Source organism: Serratia sp. JSRIV001, assembly GCF_019968745.1.
In the GTDB taxonomy this organism is placed as follows: domain Bacteria; phylum Pseudomonadota; class Gammaproteobacteria; order Enterobacterales; family Enterobacteriaceae; genus Chania; species Chania fonticola_B.
On sequence record NZ_CP074147.1, the window covers coordinates 4289906 to 4308782 of the forward strand.

Here is an 18877-nt window from a genome sequence, read left to right on the forward strand (position 1 = left end):
GGAGCCGCCATGCACATAAGACCTTACCAAGAGGCCGATCGTCCTTTTCTGCGCAGCCTGTATCTGGCCGCTCGCCAAGCCGCCTTTACCTGGCGTAACACACGTAATTACCGGCTGGAAGATTTTGATCGCTCAACGATTGGCGAAGAGATCTGGGTTGCCGAGCAGGACGGCAAGCTGCTCGGCTTTGTCTCAATTTATCGCGCCGATAATTTTATTCATAATCTGTATGTCGACCCCCTGTTGCCGCCACAAGGCGTGGGCAGCGCGCTGTTGCATGCCGCAGAGCAGACGTTTACCTCAACCGGCTCGCTCAAGTGCCTGGTGAAAAATGACAAGGCGATAGCGTTCTATCACAAGCACGGCTGGCAGATCGTCTCCACCGGTGGTGACGGCGGAGAAGAGTATTACCTGATGTATTCACCGCAAAGATAGCGTTGTTCTTAAGCTTGCGGTTTCAGCAACGGGCACTATCCTTGGTACGCTCAGTGCGTTCATCGGGGGGATCATAGCTGCATGGGGCGTCATAAAGGTATGAAAGGGTCAACGGCAATATTTCAGCGTACGCCACCAAAACAGCAATGCCACCAGGCTTACCGAACCACCCAACCAGCATACGCCGTGCCAGCCTGCCCACGCATAAATATGGCTACCGGCAAACGCCCCCAGCCCACTGCCAACGGCATAAAACAGCATGTAGCACCCGACCAGGCGACTGTGGGACTGCGGGTGTGCAGTGAAAATCATGCTCTGATTGAGGACATGGATCGCCTGCCCGGCAAGATCCAGCAGGATGATACCGCCAATCAGGTACGCCATTCCTCGCTCCATCAACCCAAGCGGCAGCCAAGCGATCATCAGCAACAACAGGCACACTCCGCTAGCTGTCTGCCCCCAGCCTTGGTCAGCTAGATGCCCAGCTCTCATCGCCGCCAGCGCTCCGACTGCCCCTACCAGCCCAAATGCACCAATGGTCGAATGAGAAAAAAGAAATGGGGGTTGGCTCAAAGGGAGAACCAGCGTGCTCCAGAAGATGCTGAATGCCGCGAACATCAACAACGCCAACATACCGCGTATCTGCAAAATCCGGTCATGGCGCAACAGGCTCAGCATTGAGCTCAGCAGTTGCCAATAGCTTAACTTCAACTCGTAAGCAGGCGGCTTTGGTAATAAACGAGCCAGAACAGGAAGTAATATCAGGGTAAGAGCCGCTGAGAAAATGTAGACGGTTCGCCAACCGCCGATATCCGCCAGTAACCCAGAAAGGGTGCGCGCCAGCAGTAAACCCATCACCACTCCGCCCTGAGCAGCCCCCACCACGCGTCCACGTTCCTGCGGGGAGGCCAACGTCGCGGCAAAGGCGATCAATCCCTGCGTTATCGCGGTTCCCAGCAGCCCCACCAGCAGCATAGCCGCCAGTAACGCCAAACTGCTACTAGACACCACAACCATCAGCAACGCGGCAATCAACAGTATTTGCTGCACCGCCAGCAGACGATGGCGATCCAGCAAATCCCCCAAAGGAACCACCAATAACAGCGCACAGGCGCAGCCGATCTGGGTCGCTGCAATCACCATCCCTACTCTCGCCAGGCTGATATTAAAATCCTCCGCAATGGCATCAAGCAGCGGTTGCGCGTAATAAACATTGGCCACGCTGAAGGCGCAGGCTGTAGCCAACAGCAGCACCAGTGACGTAGGCAAAAGCTCGACAGACTGTGAGCGGAAGGTTTCCAGCGGTTTATCACTCATCAAGCGCCTCGTTAAAGTGGTTTCATTATTAAACTCAATGCACTTTAGTGAAAGAGGTTTTATAATGCAACCAGAATAATTCTGGAGCCGCAGCATGAAACGTAAAAGCCTTGAGGATGCTCAATGCCCGGTAGCACGAACATTGGATGTGCTGGGTGATTGGTGGTCATTACTGATCATCCGCGACGCCTTTGACGGCATCAGCCGGTTTAGTGAGTTTCAAAAGAACCTGGGGATGGCAAAGAATATTCTTTCCACTCGGCTACGCACGCTGGTCGCCCAGGGGATTGTGCAAGTTAGCCCTGCCGCCGATGGCAGCGCCTATCAGGAGTATTTGCTGACCGATAAAGGCCGAGAAATCTTCCCGATTATCGTCGCACTGCGCCAATGGGGAGAAGACCATCTTTTTGCAGCAGGAGAGGACTATTCACGCCTGGTGGAAAAGGACAGCGGTCAGCCAATACCTCGCATGACACCCATCGGTCATGCCGGGCAAGCACTCAACTTAGGCAATACCCGAGTCGTAAAAGTGGATGAAGAATAAAAATGCTGAAAGTCATTGCCGAAGATTTTATCAAGGTTGAAGCGATAGAAACGGTGTTACCGCTTTACCAAGAGTTGGTTGAAGCCACCAAGCAGGAGCCTCGCTGCATAGCCTATGATCTGTATGTCGATCAAAAGGATGCCGGACACTTTATCTTTATCGAAGAGTGGCCCGATCGCGCGGCGTTGGATGCTCACTGCGCGAGCGAACACTTTAAACGCCTGGTGCCGCTGATCGATCAACATAAACGTAAGGATGCCAGCTATATATTGATGGATAATTTTCCTGAGAAAGCATAGATAAGTAGCAAAGCAATAACCTGAACGGCCTGAGTCCATTTGAATTCCGAACTCAGGCCAGATTAACCGCTTGATGCAGATAAACCAAATTCATAGGCTCAGTTAAAAATTATTGAGCCAATATAAGTAGTTAATGTTTAGTGGTTCCCAATGTGACTATGGCCTCATTACCAGAAACGTATAACGAATAGTCCTTATTAGAGGATACCGGCTTAATGCCTTTTTCTATCATCCCTGCAAGTCTATCCATATTGGCTTGCTCATCAACGTAACCATGCAGCGTTTGCGTTAATCCCTTATTAATCAACTGGAAAGACGCTATAAACTCAGAGGCCGGGCTAAGAAAATGGCCAATCAGCGGCTTGTTTTCCATGATTAACTTGGTTCTTTCGTTAATGTTCACTTGCCCAGTAGTGCCGATAGTCTCTATGTTTGGGTAGCTCAGCATTTCTCTGGCAATCATGTCAAAAACAAAGTCTTCATATTCACGCTGTGACTTTATGGCGCTACTTAGCTGAGCACTGAATGCAAACACGGTGATTAGCGGGACGAGCGATAGATATTTTAATTTAGGCGAAAAATACATAATCGGAATGGCAATAATAACCAGTAGAACCGAAAATGAAACCAAAGTCCTAGGGAATACAGGAGCATCTTGCAGAAGGACTGTTGGCCCCATTAGAGACACCAAGAAAATAAAGCATGACAGCAAAGCGTATATCATGAATGAAATTATTTTCTTGGCATGTGCATAGTTGCTGACCATCATGAATACCAAAGCAACCACTACAGGCACCAGGAAATAGATATAAACAGGGCCGTAAAAATACGACAAAACCAGCTCTTTTAATCCCTTTATCGTGCTTAACAGTTTTTCAGCCCCCTCAGCATTCGGCAAAATAATGTCCGAACGAGAGTTGTTTCTTACAGCAAAAAACAGCATGTACACAAGATAAAAACAAACAAATGTCACTGCCTTGTTTATTATTAATTTTATGGAATGAGCTATTGTAGATTCACTTTTAACTGCAATAATCATCATATCAATGGCAAGCAGGCCGATGAAAATATTCATGCATGGCTGATAGAGGGTTAGCGATAACACACCCGCTATTATTTTTATTGAGCCTTCACGAATTATGCTGTCGTTCCTATAGGTATAGGCTAACACGGCAAGAAACAAGGCAATTACCATACCCAAAGAGTCGTATCTATAGGCAATATTTTGTAATAGATAAGGATTGAATATCAAAAGTGCCGCTACAAGTTTGGCATGCGGAACATCCATTTTAACCAAATGTTTGAAAAGCAAGAAGGAAGCGGCACCTATAAACAGACAAGATGCAATCATTGTATAGGGAAACAGGTCAAGATTATAGCGCCCACTCGCCGATAGGATTTTCATCAGAATATCCGCAATTGGCCGCCCTAAGCCACGCCATCCATATTGACCTGTAATCGCTCGGTCTAAGTCATCCCTGTAAAACACCCCAGCTTGAATAAGAGGATATATAAACAGCAGAGCCAAGCCTGAATACAAGGCCAATGTTTTTTTATCGTCTTTGCAGATCATCTGATTTCCCATCTCACTTTTTAACTATGTAACGCGGCCTGCGTTTTGTTTCTACGTAAATCCGTCCTACATATTCACCTAGGACACCTATTCCTATTAGCTGCACACCTCCAAGGAAGAGGATAGAAACGATAATAGAGGAATAGCCCGGCACCGGATTGCCCCAAATTAATTTATCCAGAATCATCCATGCACCATAAATGAAGGATAAAGTGGCAACGAAAAAACCGATATATGCCCATACCCGTAGCGGAAAGGTCGAAAAACTGGTGATACCTTCTATCGCCAGATTCCACAGTTTCCAGCCATTGAATTTACTTGAACCAGCAACTCGTTGGGCTCTTGAATACTCGACGATGTCAACCTTTCCGCCCACCCAGCTTAATATCCCTTTCATAAACAGGTTTCTTTCGGGAAGTAATTTGATGTTATCCACGACTTCTCGAGACATAAGCCTAAAATCGCCGACATTTTCTTCTATGGCCGGTTTGCTTATTTTGTTGTGAATGCGATAAAACCACTCTGCAGTTTTACGCTTCATTCTTCCATCACTCTGTCTATCTATACGTTTAGCTAAAACAACTTCCGCACCATTTTCCCATTTATTTAACAATAACGGGATAACATCTATTGGATCTTGAAGATCTACGTCGATAGGAATGATGACATCACCCGAAGATGCCTCCAAACCAGCAAATAAGGCAGGCTCTTTGCCAAAATTACGCGTGAAATTTATAACTTTTATTTTCTCATCAGCTAGCGACAAGGCTGATATTATGTTCTCTGTTTTATCAGAACTCCCATCGTTTACAAACACGATTTCTATATCTTTGTCTGCGAACTCTTTATATTCACGAACGGACTTATAGAAGAGAGGAATTGCTTCTTCTTCATTAAATACAGGAACTACCAACGATATTTTCATTTATCATCCTTGAATACAACTAGTTTAGAATAAATGAAGCCACAAATGAGACTTACTGCAGAAAAGGTAATCAGTGTGACTATTGGGTTAGCCTTTACTTCGTCTGCGATCCAACCTACGCAAAATGCCATGCCCCCCATAAACAGCACATACGCCATGTAGCGGACAGTAGTCGCTTCTTTTTTAAAGGTCCATCTGGCGTTTGCAAAGAACGAGAAGGTCACCGCGATGCAAAAGGCAACAACGTTGGATATTGATTGGGAAAAACCACTAAAAAACATGAGCGCAAACACAGCCCAATGAACAAAGGTGTTCAGCACACCTACAGATGCATAACGTAAAAAAATATTCAATGCGAAAAAATTCTTAAAAGTTAGTTTGCCGTATTCTGCCACCACATCATGCCGATGGCAAAACTTTCGCGGCTAACACAATGAATGCTCACTGAAAAAGAAAAATCCCCTGTAAAACAGAGGATTTTCATTCTATTCACGCTATCGAGTGAGGCTGATATTAACTTATCATTCCCATTCAATCGTTGAAATGGTATTTAATGCGTTGATTTATAATAGATTTATACCATTAGAAAATATTAATACCGTCAAATCTACCGTGACGGAAAAAGACTACTTCGCGATAACGATTCTTTCCCGATTTTACCTCTACTCAATGAAGTTCAGCGAGTTGCCTGGGCAACCAGCTTAACCCCAAGAGCAGCACAGACACGGTTAATGGTGTCAAATCGCGGATGAGCATCAGGGCGCAATGCTTTGTAGAGCGCTTCACGGGAAATCCCGGATGCGCTGGCAATGTCGCTCATGCCACGGGCACGGGCAATCGTACCGAGGGCCTGGGCCAGTGCAGCAGGGTCATTTTCTTCCATTACCACGGTCAGGTATTCGGCAAGTGCCTCGGGGCTGTCCAGGTATTCCGTAACATCGAATTCAGGCAGGTTAGAAATTTTCATGGTTCAGTCCTTAAGGGTTGCAGCAAGGGCAATGGCTTCAGCGATGTCTTTCGACTGCGAGGATTTATCTCCGCCGCCCAGCATTACAATCAATACGGTTCCACGCTGGATGTAGTACATGCGCCATCCAGCACCAAAGTGTTCACGCATTTCCCATACTCCTTCACCGACAGGCTTACAGTCGCCAAGGTTCCCGAACTGGGCCTTTTCGATGCGTCGCGCAAGGCGACGCTTGGTCATACCGTCCTTGATACTGGACAACCATTCGGTGAATTTGTGAGTGGTCTTGATCGTATACATGTTATTCATTGTAATCGAACGATTACAAAATATCAAAAAAATTGTATTTGGGGAGTTTAAAGTGATGACTCAACGCCGGGTCGTGGAGCGTTAAGTTATCGTCCCAGATAAACCGCTGTAATAGCTAAACGCTCATGCCCTAATTCACGACTAATGATTTGACGTGCGGCCCGATCCTGAACGCGCTGTTCTCGGGTCAATGCCTTGGCGCTTGGTCCTCCGGCAGCAGGAGCCTGCCAGCCGGTCAAGGCTTCATACCGCTGTTGTGCATAGTGGTGTCGTAACCCGTGCATATGGCTTAATCCCGCCCCTTTGCACTGTCCATCATAAGTGTGGCGCTGCTGGATGTAGGTTTTTTGCGCAGGGATTAGTGAGCCTGCCCCGACCAACTGGTGCGCTTCATCGAGCACGGCTCGTTGCTGCGGCGTTGTAAGCGGTACAACCCGCTCCCGTCCGCCCTTCGTCCAGGAGCCTTTCAGCAAAATGAAATCACCCTGGTCAGCATAACCTGGACGAAACTTGATGGCTTCCTCACGACGCAGCCCGGAAGCCTGTTGCAGGGCCAGACTCATGCGCACACAGGGATCATTCACCCTGTCCAGGGCATCACCCAATACCTGTGCTTTGCTCTCCTGGGCGACAAAGCGCCGTTCAGGAATACCAAGCCGGGTATTGTCTGCCGGAATAATACCGGCCTTGCCCACTTTCTCAGCCCACCAGCGCACATGTGCCAGACGGTTTTTAAGCGTGCCAGCGGATAAGCCCTCGGCCTGCCAGCGTTGCAGCAAGACCTCGATATGCTTGCCCTTTAGAGAGGTTGCCCGCATCTGGCGGAAACCGGCGTCGCGTAACTGGCGGCTCATCAAAGTCAGTGATCGCAGTCGGTCGCCCTGTGTTGCATGGCTGCCGTCCCGGTTGCGCTGGCAAAGCTGGCGCAATGTATAAGTCAAATCATCCATCAAAGCCCCCTGCGGCTCTCGTGTGTGTAGGGTCGAAACTAAGTTTTCATCGGTAAGTGTTGTTGCCAACTCGCCAAAGCGAGATCCCCGAAGGGCTAGGGCCAGGTGCTTAGTCACCTGTTGCCTGCATTGAGGCATCCGCCGTACTCCCTGCGGGGAGATCGGACGGGGTTGCTGCATGAAAAATTGAGCGCACGGCGCTGTGGAGAACCTCCTGTGTGTAAGCAAGTGATGGAAAAGGAAGATGAGCGGTGTCAGGCATTGCGCACTGAACCATTACCGGTGAGGAATGAAGTACCTAGGGTACGGAGAGAAGAACAGGCTAAAATAATCAGGCTCCCCCTATGGGTAAGGGGTCATGCGCATGACGAGCCGGGCGCATAAGAAGGCAGCATCGACAATTTTTTGCCGACCTGACGCTGACTGCCCTGCGTCAGTGCCGGTGAATGAAGCCCACCGGAAAGGCTATTGCACGGCCAGTCTGTCAGGGCATCATCACGCAAACAATAAACAATAGGATATGGCTCTAACCCATATTCTTGCGCGGGTGGTGGGGGCTGTCACTGCGGGGCAGTGACAGCCCCTTTGCGGCAAATGGCTCTGTGTTAACACCCCAAAACCCCGCTCGCCGCGAGGCAGTCGCCGGAGGATGGTTAAACACCCCATCCCCCGGCATTGCCGCCAGCGTCAGGCGTTCCAGTCGCGTCAAGGGTCCGCTTCGCCAGGGTGCTCACCCGGTCTCTTCGAGCTGCGGCTTCACCCCTGCCCTTGACCCGACTTCTACGCCCCACATTCTACAGCGCCACATCAAAGCGCCATTGATGCTGCATCGTGCCGCGACATCACCAGACCTCCCCGGGAAGATAACGGTTGCCGTTGTCTTCCCGGGGAGGCACCAAGCGCAGCGCGGTAGTGAACTACCCGCCAGCCTTAAGGGTTGATCGCGGATTGAACAGCATATCGTGAGGTGATACCTTACGGTTTAAACCTTATTTATCTGTCTTGTTCATCGCTGGAGGTCTGTATGTCAATGTACGATCCCCCTCATCCAGGCGAAGCAGTACGCTTGGATGTATTGCCTGAAATTGGATTGAGCATTACCGCACTGGCAGAGCATCTGGACTATTCCCGCAGCCATTTGTCAGCAGTGCTGAATGGTCGGGCTGCTATCAGTGCAAATCTGGCCCATCGCTTGGAACTGGCAGGATTGGGTCAGGCACGTCAGTATCTGGCGGAACAGGTTGCGTATGATCTGTGGCAGGCAAAACAGCGTACACAACCACCAATCAGACGATTGTCTGAGGTGTAATCAAGATGGACGATTTTGAGGGGCACTACAAAAAAGCGATAGAAGCAGGACAACGCAATCTTTGGGCAAAAAAACTTCTAAGTAATTGGTGTTTCCATGCCGAGTTCATACGCTCTCCTGGTAGAGGATTGATTGAGGCCGAAACTGGCTTACCAATTGGTCATATGGGTGTTGAGTGTAAATTCTCTAAAACAAATTCGATGCTTAGTTGGCTGCTGGAAGATTCAGCTTACGACTTTTATCAAAACAATTGTAAAAACTGTTTGGAAAGAATTCCCGTAGGATTTCCTAACATTATAGAGTTCGTTGGTCCTAGGGAAAAAGCTGCTGAAGAGAGAAAACTGGTTCGTGATGAAGAGGAAAGACTGAGAAAACAGAAGCAGTTCGACAGGCAACAAGAACGAGCAGCCCTACGACTTGAACTTTCTCTTGAAGAGTCTTTTGTTCTCGATTTGTTGGACGAACTCGATCAAGAAGAAATAGCAAAAGATGACCCCCGTTTAGAGCAACTTGCAAATCTCGCTCCTGAGACATTTACCCGAAAGGTGATTAAACATCTCTTGCATGTGGTTTTAAATGAGCGGTTGCCATACTCGATACCTGCGGCGAAAGCCCTATTAAGAGCCTCATTAGAGCCAGAGGAAAAACTGTCAGTCGCCCTATATTTAGTGATTAATTACGCGGAATCACAATCAGCTATAGACATAATTCTCTCGGGGGCGGATAAGGTTTCTCAAAGTGATTTTTCAAAGGTGCTACGCTGCTTTGTCTCTATGGCTTTAGAGTCTCCACCAGAAATAGATTTTAGAAGAAACGAACCAAGAAGATTTGACTCTGCCCCTATCCAGTCACTATTTCAAAAAAGACAGTCTGATATTTGCGCAGAAGTTGACTCACTCATCAAAGATTCCAACCCACAAAAAATTCGGGCTTCCATTCAGATTATTCTCGCAGTAGATAGTGATGAACTGCTTTCAAGACATACCAGAAGCATTTTTGCCAAGTTGATGCGCAGACGAACTCTGCTTCCGGGAGAGCAGCGAGACAGCAGCATACTCTACTATCTTCGGAAAGCAGCTACGAAGTGTCTGGAACGTTTTCCTGAGCAAACGGATAAGGTCATTCAATCTTACCTCGCCGACAAGGACGATACCGGAAGAGATGAAGCTAATAGAACCTATAGGTCGATACTAAGACACGAATATCAGAAGAAAACTCAAATAGGAAAAGCACAAAGAATAGCATTCAGAAGATTGCTTTGGGCTGCCGTAGAAAGCTCTGAAAGTGTTATGGATGATGCGGGGCAGTTCTTCAGAAATTATTGGGATGAGTTTTCCCAACTTGCTGTTGAGAATTTTAATGACCTAATAGGTGCAGCGGCAACGCTCAGTGAGAAGCATGAACGATTGGATAGAAAAAGAACGCTAGAAATAGCAGAGAATATGTTCGATCAGATAGAAAAAAATAACAGCCGCACTGCTATTGATGGTTTGCAGAAAGCACTGATTGAATGGGCTGCAATTGGTGCAAAATCTAAAGGACGTGAAGGAATTGAAGATTTTCTGAGACTTTATCGGAGTTTGCCCGAGGCTCAAACCCAAATGCGTGGGAATATGATCGTTCATATTTCAAAATTGTTGACCGGGGTTGAAAGCCTAACGCTAGTACTCTCCGACTGGTACCGTGCACTTATGGATGAAAGTACGCTAGTCCGTGCTCGGGCGGTGCAAGCATGGGAGGATGTACCCTATGACTTGGTAAAAAATTTCCCTGACTTATTCTTTGAAGCATTATCTGTCTTGCTGATGGATCAATATGTTATGGTCCATAAGTTTGCTGTTTATTCTTTAAGGCGTAGATCATTTCCTGAGGAGAAACGAGACCTTATCAAGCTTGGACTTTGGAATCTGATTTGTTACTACGCGCAAAAAGATAAGCATGATGACTTCGTCGTTGACTGCATTGATGTATTTGCATCTCTCTGCCTTTCAGATCAAGAAAGAGAAGGGAAAACTGGAAAGATACTCTCGAACATCTTATTTAGCCTGGAAGGAAGTGCTCTATATCATGCTATTAATCGATTGCAATATCGCTTTGAGGATGTGCCTGGATTTGTCAAAGTAGCATTGAAAGCTATTCAAGATGATTACACTCGCTCAATTTCTATCGACGACTGTGCATCTGTAATTTTGAGAGCTCCACGTCACGAGCTCCAGAATTGTATAGGAGACATTAAAAAGTCCTTCGAAGCACTTAAGCCATTCAGACCTGAAGGATTTGTTGAGGCTTTAGTATACGCTGCTGCGTTGACCAAGTCTGGAAACTATGCTGCTACAAGTATCTGTTTCAAGGAACTATTGGAAAATATTCCTATAGAAGATCGGTATAAAGGGTGGCGACTTAATGCCGCTTTAATTGTAGAAGCTGCCGATATTGAAAACGCCATAGATTCTGGTACTTCATTCACTGGGCTGATTGAAAAATGGAATTGCTTTCTGGCTGATTTGGAGAAATATAATGAAGAACGAACCAAAATTCGAAATTTTCCGCCAAGCTTTTTCTCCGAGGATTGAGATTGCAGCAACACTTGATGGGGCACTGAAATCCTCACTACATGACTTAATAAGACTCAAAGAAGCATGTAGGAGACTTGAAGAAGCGATTAATGAACTTAGCCAAGGTGACGTGGAGGATCAGTATCAAGCGTATTATACGGCTGTTACTATATATATATCATTAGCTGAGTGGAAACATGCTATCCGTAATGCTGAACCTGATGCTCAAAGATTTTTGAGTGCAGCGAAATTAAAAGCGTCAGAGATTGACAAGACTTTGAGTTTCTCAGATGATAAGCAACTTGAAGCGTTCCTTGAACAAATCAAAAATCTTAACAACTTAGACGCAATGAACGCGGTACAGGACCAGTTGAAACGATGGTCCTTGCCGCTTCTCTTATTTGCCAATCTTCGCCATAGAGGGGCTGGAGGACTTTGTGTGCCGGTCTCTAACGGAGGTTCAGATGAACCAGAGAAACTGGAATCTACCGTAGCATTCCTGAAGTTTGACATCGATGGGGAACCGGCTAAAGAATGGAATTACCTTAAGCCTGGAACATCGTACGATCTTACTATAGAAGTCAGGGTTTCAAATTGGCCCAAAAATGCAAATATTCTTTTGCTGACACCAATAACGATCGATATTCGTGAGCGAGACTGGTTGCCTAGTTTCAGGTTTAATAAACCTGACGGAGATGGCCCTTTCATATTTACAGGTACCGGTCGGGTGGTTCTGGAGGTAGGGCATTCGTTCGGCTCAAGACCATATGAGTTTCTTTATGCAGCTGAGTTTGATGACACGAGTAATTGTCGGAACGTTGCAATTGTAGGACATCGACGTCTGCTACTTGAAGGAATTGATGTTACTTCACACCCTTTGACAGGGTTTTCAAATGTCGACAGACATCTTATTAAAATTCGTGACAAGCTAAGAACTTTCCCTGGTTTACATTCAGATGATATTGCTAACACCATGATCGTACTTACAGGGTTAGGAAATATTGCTGCGCAAGCGCTTAAAGCTGGCTTGTTCATAGCTGGCACATCCGAGCAACAATTCCAAAACAAGACCTCAGAAATGCTTCGAAATCGGAGTGACATAGGGGAGCATTTGCAAGGTCATCCAGAGGCCGCTGGTGGAATCACGGATCTCACATTCAGAGATATTCCGATCGAATTGAAAGTCGAGAATAATAAAGTTCTATTTCCGAAAGATTTCTCTAAATATTTTGATCAAACAGCAGCTTATGCAATTGGATTAGGAAAGCGCATTGGTGTGTTGTCTGTGCTTGAATCTTCTTCTAAATCGGCACCCGTTGGAGTCATAGAAGACGATATCGAAGTGTTCATACATCCTACTGGTCAAACTCAAATCGCGATAGTTGTAATTGTAGTGCGAGGCGGGTTTCCTAAACCGAGTACTTACTCTAGATGAACCTCCTATGTCATGCTTACTTGAGTAGTTACATAGAATTATTGAAAGATGCAAAAAACACCATTTTTATAAGCAGTTAAGTTTTATACTCCTCAATCCACCGATCCACCATATCGGCCCAATCCTGCAAAAGCTGCTTTCTTTGCTCCGCATACTCAGCCTTGTTATACACCGCCCTCACTCCTCGCTGCTCGTGAGCCAAGGCTTTCTCAATCCAATCCGAGTTATAACCGGCTTCATGCAAGTGAGTGGATGCTGTGCGCCGCATATCATGGATAGTGAAATCAGCCAGCGGCAAGCCCTGTTTTTGGGCTAGTGCAATCGCATGATTCGCCGCACGGTTTAGAGAACTCAACGCTATTGTTCCGTGCTGGGATTGCCCGAAACTCGGCATAACAAACGGAGAACCGTCCGCCAGAATATGCAGTTGCATGAGCAGATCCAGCGCCTGATGGGACAGATAGACAACATGCGGACGCCCTGCTCCCTGGCGGCTGGCCTTCATTCTTTCGGCTGGAATCACCCATTCTGCCGTAACAAAATCTATTTCATCCCAGGTAGCGTTGACGATGGAGTTCTTTCTGATCATGGTCAGCATGACGATCTTGAGCGCCACCTTCAGCGCATGGGACGTTTGAGCATTTTTCAGCGTATTAAAGAACAGGCCAATTTCTCTTTTGGATAAGGCCCTGTCCCTGGGTTTGAATGTTGCAATGGTCGAAGGGGCCACGTGGTCCGCTGGGTTTTCGCATTTAACGCCCCTAGCTTTCGCGTAGGTAAATACGTTGCCCACAATATCGCGTGCCTTGACGGCAGACGCTGAAGCTCCCCTGTCCTTAATTTTTTCACAGTGGTTGCGCAGCATATCCGGGGTGATTTCACTCAGCAGCTTTTTGCTGAATTTTGGTCTGACATCACGCTTGATGATGCCTTCTACGATATTGCGCGTACTGTCTTTGTAATCAGCATCCTGAAACCAGCGTTCAAGCCAATCGCCAAAATAGGTCGATTTTGTCTGCTCTTTCTGCCGTTGCTTTTCTACAGCAGGGGATGAACCCTGTGCTAACAATTTTTTGGCTTCAATCAGTTTTTCACGCGCCTGGGCAAGAGAAAGGATGGGGTACTTACCCATTGTCAGCGTTTCACGACGTTCATTGATTTTGTAGTCGTACCTGAAAGTGATGAGGCCTGACTTGGCGACGGTGACATACAGCCCGTCACGATCAGCCACTTTGTAGACCTTATCGCCTGGTTTCAAAGATCTCAGTTTCGTTTCCGTCAGCATACTGTTGCGCCTCCTGATAGCCGATTGAATTTTTACCGTCGCATTGAACGGTAAAAATCCGACTCTATCACATCAGGGAAAATTTTTTACCGTCAAATTTTACGGTAAAAATAGCAGGAACAGCATGGAACTCGGTGGCTTTCAGAAAACACAAAAGCCAGTCAATCATTTGATTTAACTGGCTTTTCAAGACATCAACGGCCTTCAGAAGACGCTAAAAACTTATTCCCATTCAATCGTCGCCGGTGGCTTCCCGCTGATATCATAAACCACACGGGAAATGCCGTTGACTTCGTTGATGATACGGTTGGAAACACGGCCCAGGAAATCGTACGGCAGGTGTGCCCAATGCGCGGTCATAAAGTCGATGGTTTCTACCGCACGCAGAGAGACAACCCAATCGTATTTACGGCCATCGCCCATCACGCCAACGGAACGCACCGGCAGGAATACGGTGAATGCCTGGCTGACCTTGTTGTACAGATCGGCTTTGTGCAGCTCTTCGATGAAGATCGCATCGGCACGGCGCAGCAGATCGCAGTATTCTTTCTTCACTTCGCCCAATACGCGCACGCCCAGACCTGGCCCTGGGAACGGGTGGCGGTACAGCATGTCGTACGGCAGGCCCAGCTCCAGACCAATCTTGCGCACTTCATCTTTGAACAGCTCTTTCAGCGGTTCCACCAGGCCCAGCTTCATCTCTTTCGGCAGGCCACCGACGTTGTGGTGCGATTTGATCACGTGCGCTTTGCCGGTAGCGGAAGCGGCAGACTCGATCACATCCGGGTAGATGGTGCCCTGAGCCAGCCACTTCACGGCGCTCTGCTTGCAGGCTTCTTCGTCGAATACTTCGACAAAGACGCGGCCAATGATCTTACGCTTGGCTTCAGGCTCATCAACACCCGCCAGCGCGCTCAAGAAACGGTTCTCTGCCGCCACGTGCACGATGTTCAGACCGAAGTGGTCACCGAACATTTCCAACACTTGGTCAGCTTCGTTCAGGCGCAGCAGGCCGTTATCTACGAATACGCAGGTCAGGCGCTTGCCAATGGCACGGTGCAGCAGCATGGCGGTAACGGATGAATCCACGCCGCCAGACAGGCCGAGGATCACGTGATCTTCGCCGACCTGCTCACGAATACGCGCAACGGCATCTTCGATAATGGTGGCAGGCGTCCACAGCGCTTCACAACCACAGATATCCAGTACGAAACGCTCCAGGATGCGCTGGCCCTGACGGGTATGGGTGACTTCCGGGTGGAACTGTACGCCGTAGAAGCGTTTTTCCTCGTTGGCCATAATGGCAAACGGGCAGGTATCGGTGCTGGCAACGGTGACGAAATCTGACGGGATAGCGGTAACTTTATCGCCGTGGCTCATCCATACGTCTAATACCGGTTTGCCTGCCGGGCTGATCGCATCTTCGATATCGCGGATCAGGGCGCTTGATTGGGTGATTTCCACCTGCGCATAACCGAACTCACGCTCGGTTGACCCCTGTACATGGCCGCCCAGTTGCATCGCCATGGTCTGCATGCCATAGCACACGCCCAATACCGGTACGCCGGCGGTGAAGACATATTCTGGCGCACGCGGGCTGTTCAGTTCGGTGGTGCTTTCCGGGCCACCGGAGAGAATGATGCCGCTTGGATTGAACTCGCGGATCTGCTCTTCGCTGACGTCCCAGGCCCACAGCTCACAGTAAACGCCAATCTCACGCACGCGGCGAGCAACCAGCTGGGTGTATTGTGAACCGAAATCCAGGATCAGGATGCGATGCTTATGAATATTTTTTGTCATGTGAGGCAAATTCCAGCAACAGAGAAAAAGAGCAAAAAGGGTATTTGGGATGAGAGGTTGCCCCCTCATCCCTGCCCCTCTCCCGCAGGAGAGAGGTTAAAGCATTAGCCCATGCGGTAGTTTGGTGATTCTTTGGTGATGGTCACGTCATGCACATGGCTTTCTTGAATACCGGCACCGCTGATGCGCACAAACTCGGCTTTGGTACGCAGTTCGTCGATGGTCGCACAGCCGGTCAGGCCCATGCAGGAACGCAGACCGCCCATCTGCTGATGTACAATCGCCTTCAGCATGCCTTTGTAGGCCACACGGCCTTCGATACCTTCCGGCACCAGTTTATCAGCGGCGTTATCGGTCTGGAAGTAACGGTCGGAGGAACCTTTGGACATGGCGCCCAGAGAACCCATCCCACGGTAAGATTTGAACGAACGGCCCTGATACAGCTCGATTTCGCCCGGAGATTCTTCCGTACCCGCCAGCATTGAGCCAACCATAACGCAAGACGCACCGGCAGCAATCGCTTTGGCGATATCGCCAGAGAAGCGGATACCACCGTCAGCGATAACTGGGATACCCGTCCCTTCCAGCGCTTCGACCGCATCGGCGATAGCGGTGATCTGCGGAACACCCACGCCGGTTACGATACGCGTCGTACAGATAGAGCCAGGACCGATACCGACTTTCACCGCGCTCACGCCGGCTTCCATCAGGGCTTTGGCACCAGCCCCAGTTGCGACGTTGCCGCCAAGGATTTGCAGGTCTGGGTATTTGGCACGGGTTTCACGGATGCGCTGTAACACACCTTCGGAATGGCCGTGTGAAGAGTCGATGAGCAGTACGTCAACACCGGCAGCGACCAGCGCATCAACGCGCTCTTCGTTACCGGCACCAGCACCCACCGCAGCGCCTACGCGCAGACGGCCATGCTCATCTTTACAGGCGTTAGGTTTACGCTCTGCTTTCTGGAAGTCTTTAACGGTGATCATGCCCAGCAGGTGGAAGCTGTCGTCCACCACCAGCGCTTTTTCAACGCGTTTTTCGTGCATTTTTTGCAGCACGACTTCACGCGCTTCGCCTTCCTTGACGGTGACCAGACGCTCTTTTGGCGTCATCACTGCGGTGACAGGCTGAGTCAGATCGGTGACGAAGCGCACGTCACGGCCGGTAATGATCCCCACCAGTTCGTTTTCTTCGGTCACAACCGGGTAACCGGCAAAGCCGTTACGCGCGGTTAACTCTTTCACTTCAGCCAGCGTGGTGGAAGGAGTAACGGTCTGTGGGTCCGTGACCACGCCGCTTTCATGTTTTTTCACCCGGCGAACTTCTTCCGCCTGGCGCTCAATGGACATGTTTTTGTGAATGAAGCCCAGACCGCCTTCCTGCGCTAGCGCAATGGCCAGGTTGGCTTCGGTTACGGTATCCATGGCTGCGGACAGCATAGGGATATTCAGGCGGATGGATTTGGTCAGTTGGGTGCCAAGATCTGCGGTATTAGGCAGAACTGTGGAGTGGGCTGGAACCAGGAGAACGTCATCAAACGTTAGAGCTTCTTTTACAATACGTAGCATGGGCAATATCTCACCAAGGTGGATGCGGAAAAGATAAAATATTGCCGTGGCATTATACAGAGCGTAATCGGTTGCCTCCAGCACTTTCTTACAAAAACTCTTGATTACCTTTCGCCGAGCTGTAATATCGACCAATTAAGTGCTTGTTTTGAAATTTGATCTGGGTCACATGTCACTACCTACTTCACCGTCCATTTTTACCGTAAGCCGCCTCAATCAGACGGTTCGACAGCTGCTGGAAATGGAAATGGGGCAGATTTGGCTCTCCGCCGAGATCTCCAACTTCTCCCAGCCCTCCTCCGGCCACTGGTATTTTACGCTGAAAGATGACCGTGCCCAGGTGCGTTGTGCGATGTTCCGCAACAGCAACCGGCGCACTACCTTTCGCCCGCAAAATGGCCAGCAGGTTCTGGTGCGGGCCAGCATCACCCTGTATGAACCACGCGGTGATTACCAACTGATCGCCGAAAGCATGCAGCCTGCCGGTGACGGCCTGCTGCAACAGCAATTCGAGCAGTTGAAACAGCGCCTGGCAGCCGAAGGTTTGTTTGATCAGCAGTTCAAGCAACCGCTGCCGAGCCCGGCCAAATGCGTTGGAGTGATCACCTCCGCCAGCGGCGCGGCACTGCACGATATTTTACAGGTGTTACAGCGGCGCGATCCTTCACTGCCGATCGTGATTTACCCCACGTCCGTGCAAGGGGCAGAAGCTCCGTTGCAGATCGTTCGCGCGATCGAAACCGCCAACCGCCGTGATGAGTGCGATGTGCTGATCGTCGGGCGCGGCGGTGGCTCGTTAGAAGATTTATGGAGTTTTAACGACGAACGCGTCGCGAAGGCCATTTTTGCCAGCCGTATCCCGATCGTCAGCGCCGTTGGCCATGAAACCGACGTCACCATTGCCGACTTTGTTGCCGACCTGCGGGCACCTACCCCTTCCGCTGCGGCGGAGTTGGTCAGCCGTAATCAGCTTGAGCTGTTGCGCCAATTGCAGTCACAGCAACAGCGGCTGGAAATGGCGATGGACTATTATCTGGCGCAGCGCCAGCAGCAGTTCACCCGCATCAACCACCGTTTGCAACAACAGCATCCGCACCTGAGGCTGGCGCGGCAGCAAACGCTGTTATTCAAGCTACAGCGCCGTTTGGAAGATGGGATGCAGCAGCAATTACGGCTATCTTCTCGCCGCAGTGAACGCGTACAGCAGCGCCTGGCGCAGGTCCAGCCGATGGGCCGAATCCACCGCTTGCAGCAGCGCGTTCAGCAGCAGGAATACCGTTTGCAACAAGGGATGGAGCGGCAGCTCAATGGCTATCGCCAACGCTTTGGCGTCGCCTGTAGTCAGTTGGAGGCGGTTAGCCCGCTGGCAACCCTGGCTCGCGGCTATAGCGTAACGCAGACACCACAGGGTGAGTTACTGAAAACCACCAAGCAGGCACAGGTTGGGGAAATGCTAAAAACCCGCCTGCAGGATGGCTGGGTGGAGAGCGAAGTCAAAACCGTCACCGTGGCGAAAAAGCCGCGTAAGAAACGCGTGGTGGAATAGCCGTTAGTGGCAGAGCCGATCGACTTCTTCTTTTTTAGGCCAAACTTCATCCCGTTTGAT

17 protein-coding genes are annotated in these 18877 nt (G+C 49.3%); 7 read left to right on the forward strand and 10 right to left on the reverse strand.

Going from position 1 to position 18877, the window contains the following annotated elements:
* Nucleotides 1-9 precede the first annotated feature (9 nt).
* A complete protein-coding gene (locus KGP17_RS19885; RefSeq protein ID WP_021807171.1) occupies nucleotides 10-435 on the forward strand; it encodes a GNAT family N-acetyltransferase in 426 nt (141 codons plus the stop codon).
* A 108-nt stretch (nucleotides 436-543) separates the two neighbouring features.
* Here KGP17_RS19885 and KGP17_RS19890 read toward each other — a convergent pair whose 3' ends face one another.
* The gene (locus KGP17_RS19890) at nucleotides 544-1752 is read right to left on the reverse strand and encodes an MFS transporter (protein ID WP_223498197.1); all 1209 of its coding nucleotides are present in this window, start codon (nucleotides 1750-1752) and stop codon (nucleotides 544-546) included.
* 94 nt (nucleotides 1753-1846) lie between these two features.
* On the opposite strand from KGP17_RS19890, the gene KGP17_RS19895 reads away from it, so the two are divergent.
* Nucleotides 1847-2296 (forward strand): helix-turn-helix domain-containing protein, encoded by a 450-nt coding sequence (locus KGP17_RS19895; RefSeq protein ID WP_094982783.1) that lies wholly within the window; start codon nucleotides 1847-1849, stop codon nucleotides 2294-2296.
* Between the two features lie 2 nt (nucleotides 2297-2298).
* Nucleotides 2299-2595: a putative quinol monooxygenase gene (locus KGP17_RS19900; protein ID WP_021807174.1), complete on the forward strand. Its 297-nt coding sequence runs from the start codon at nucleotides 2299-2301 to the stop codon at nucleotides 2593-2595.
* A 130-nt stretch (nucleotides 2596-2725) separates the two neighbouring features.
* Here KGP17_RS19900 and KGP17_RS19905 read toward each other — a convergent pair whose 3' ends face one another.
* The 6 genes from KGP17_RS19905 to KGP17_RS19930 form a co-directional block, all read right to left on the reverse strand.
* The gene (locus KGP17_RS19905; RefSeq protein ID WP_223498198.1) at nucleotides 2726-4168 is read right to left on the reverse strand and encodes a glucosyltransferase domain-containing protein; all 1443 of its coding nucleotides are present in this window, start codon (nucleotides 4166-4168) and stop codon (nucleotides 2726-2728) included.
* Nucleotides 4169-4181: 13 nt separating this feature from the next.
* Complete coding sequence (locus KGP17_RS19910; protein WP_059201516.1) at nucleotides 4182-5093, reverse strand: glycosyltransferase family 2 protein; 912 nt, start codon at nucleotides 5091-5093, stop codon at nucleotides 4182-4184.
* Nucleotides 5090-5488 carry a GtrA family protein gene (locus KGP17_RS19915; protein WP_301178828.1) on the reverse strand — a complete coding sequence of 133 codons (399 nt, stop codon included), beginning with the start codon at nucleotides 5486-5488 and terminating at the stop codon, nucleotides 5090-5092. Before KGP17_RS19915 ends, KGP17_RS19910 begins: the two co-directional genes overlap by 4 nt.
* Nucleotides 5489-5769: 281 nt before the next feature.
* Entirely contained in the window at nucleotides 5770-6060 is a 291-nt protein-coding gene (locus KGP17_RS19920) for an addiction module antidote protein (RefSeq protein ID WP_223498199.1), read from the reverse strand.
* 3 nt (nucleotides 6061-6063) lie between these two features.
* On the reverse strand, nucleotides 6064-6360 hold the full coding sequence (locus KGP17_RS19925) for a type II toxin-antitoxin system RelE/ParE family toxin (RefSeq protein ID WP_140920016.1): 297 nt from the start codon (nucleotides 6358-6360) through the stop codon (nucleotides 6064-6066).
* Nucleotides 6361-6455: 95 nt separating this feature from the next.
* A complete protein-coding gene (locus KGP17_RS19930; protein ID WP_223498200.1) occupies nucleotides 6456-7319 on the reverse strand; it encodes a phage integrase N-terminal domain-containing protein in 864 nt (287 codons plus the stop codon).
* A gap of 1024 nt (nucleotides 7320-8343) precedes the next feature.
* Here KGP17_RS19930 and KGP17_RS19935 point away from each other — a divergent pair.
* Genes KGP17_RS19935 through KGP17_RS19945 form a run of 3 tightly spaced genes read left to right on the forward strand, consistent with a single transcriptional unit; the run spans nucleotide 8344 to nucleotide 12618 of the window.
* Nucleotides 8344-8628 (forward strand): HigA family addiction module antitoxin, encoded by a 285-nt coding sequence (locus KGP17_RS19935; protein WP_223498201.1) that lies wholly within the window; start codon nucleotides 8344-8346, stop codon nucleotides 8626-8628.
* 5 nt (nucleotides 8629-8633) lie between these two features.
* The gene (locus KGP17_RS19940; protein WP_223498202.1) at nucleotides 8634-11201 is read left to right on the forward strand and encodes a hypothetical protein; all 2568 of its coding nucleotides are present in this window, start codon (nucleotides 8634-8636) and stop codon (nucleotides 11199-11201) included.
* On the forward strand, nucleotides 11146-12618 hold the full coding sequence (locus tag KGP17_RS19945) for a hypothetical protein (protein WP_223498203.1): 1473 nt from the start codon (nucleotides 11146-11148) through the stop codon (nucleotides 12616-12618). Before KGP17_RS19940 ends, KGP17_RS19945 begins: the two co-directional genes overlap by 56 nt.
* A gap of 76 nt (nucleotides 12619-12694) precedes the next feature.
* On the opposite strand, the gene KGP17_RS19950 is transcribed toward KGP17_RS19945, so the two are convergent.
* The 3 genes from KGP17_RS19950 to guaB form a co-directional block, all read right to left on the reverse strand.
* Complete coding sequence (locus KGP17_RS19950; RefSeq protein ID WP_223498204.1) at nucleotides 12695-13903, reverse strand: integrase arm-type DNA-binding domain-containing protein; 1209 nt, start codon at nucleotides 13901-13903, stop codon at nucleotides 12695-12697.
* Between the two features lie 222 nt (nucleotides 13904-14125).
* Complete coding sequence (gene guaA / locus KGP17_RS19955; RefSeq protein WP_021178837.1) at nucleotides 14126-15703, reverse strand: glutamine-hydrolyzing GMP synthase; 1578 nt, start codon at nucleotides 15701-15703, stop codon at nucleotides 14126-14128.
* 104 nt (nucleotides 15704-15807) lie between these two features.
* The gene (gene guaB, locus KGP17_RS19960; protein WP_141234372.1) at nucleotides 15808-17271 is read right to left on the reverse strand and encodes an IMP dehydrogenase; all 1464 of its coding nucleotides are present in this window, start codon (nucleotides 17269-17271) and stop codon (nucleotides 15808-15810) included.
* Nucleotides 17272-17440: 169 nt separating this feature from the next.
* On the opposite strand from guaB, the gene xseA reads away from it, so the two are divergent.
* Nucleotides 17441-18817 carry an exodeoxyribonuclease VII large subunit gene (gene xseA / locus KGP17_RS19965; protein ID WP_021178839.1) on the forward strand — a complete coding sequence of 459 codons (1377 nt, stop codon included), beginning with the start codon at nucleotides 17441-17443 and terminating at the stop codon, nucleotides 18815-18817.
* The last annotated feature ends 60 nt before the right edge of the window (nucleotides 18818-18877 follow it).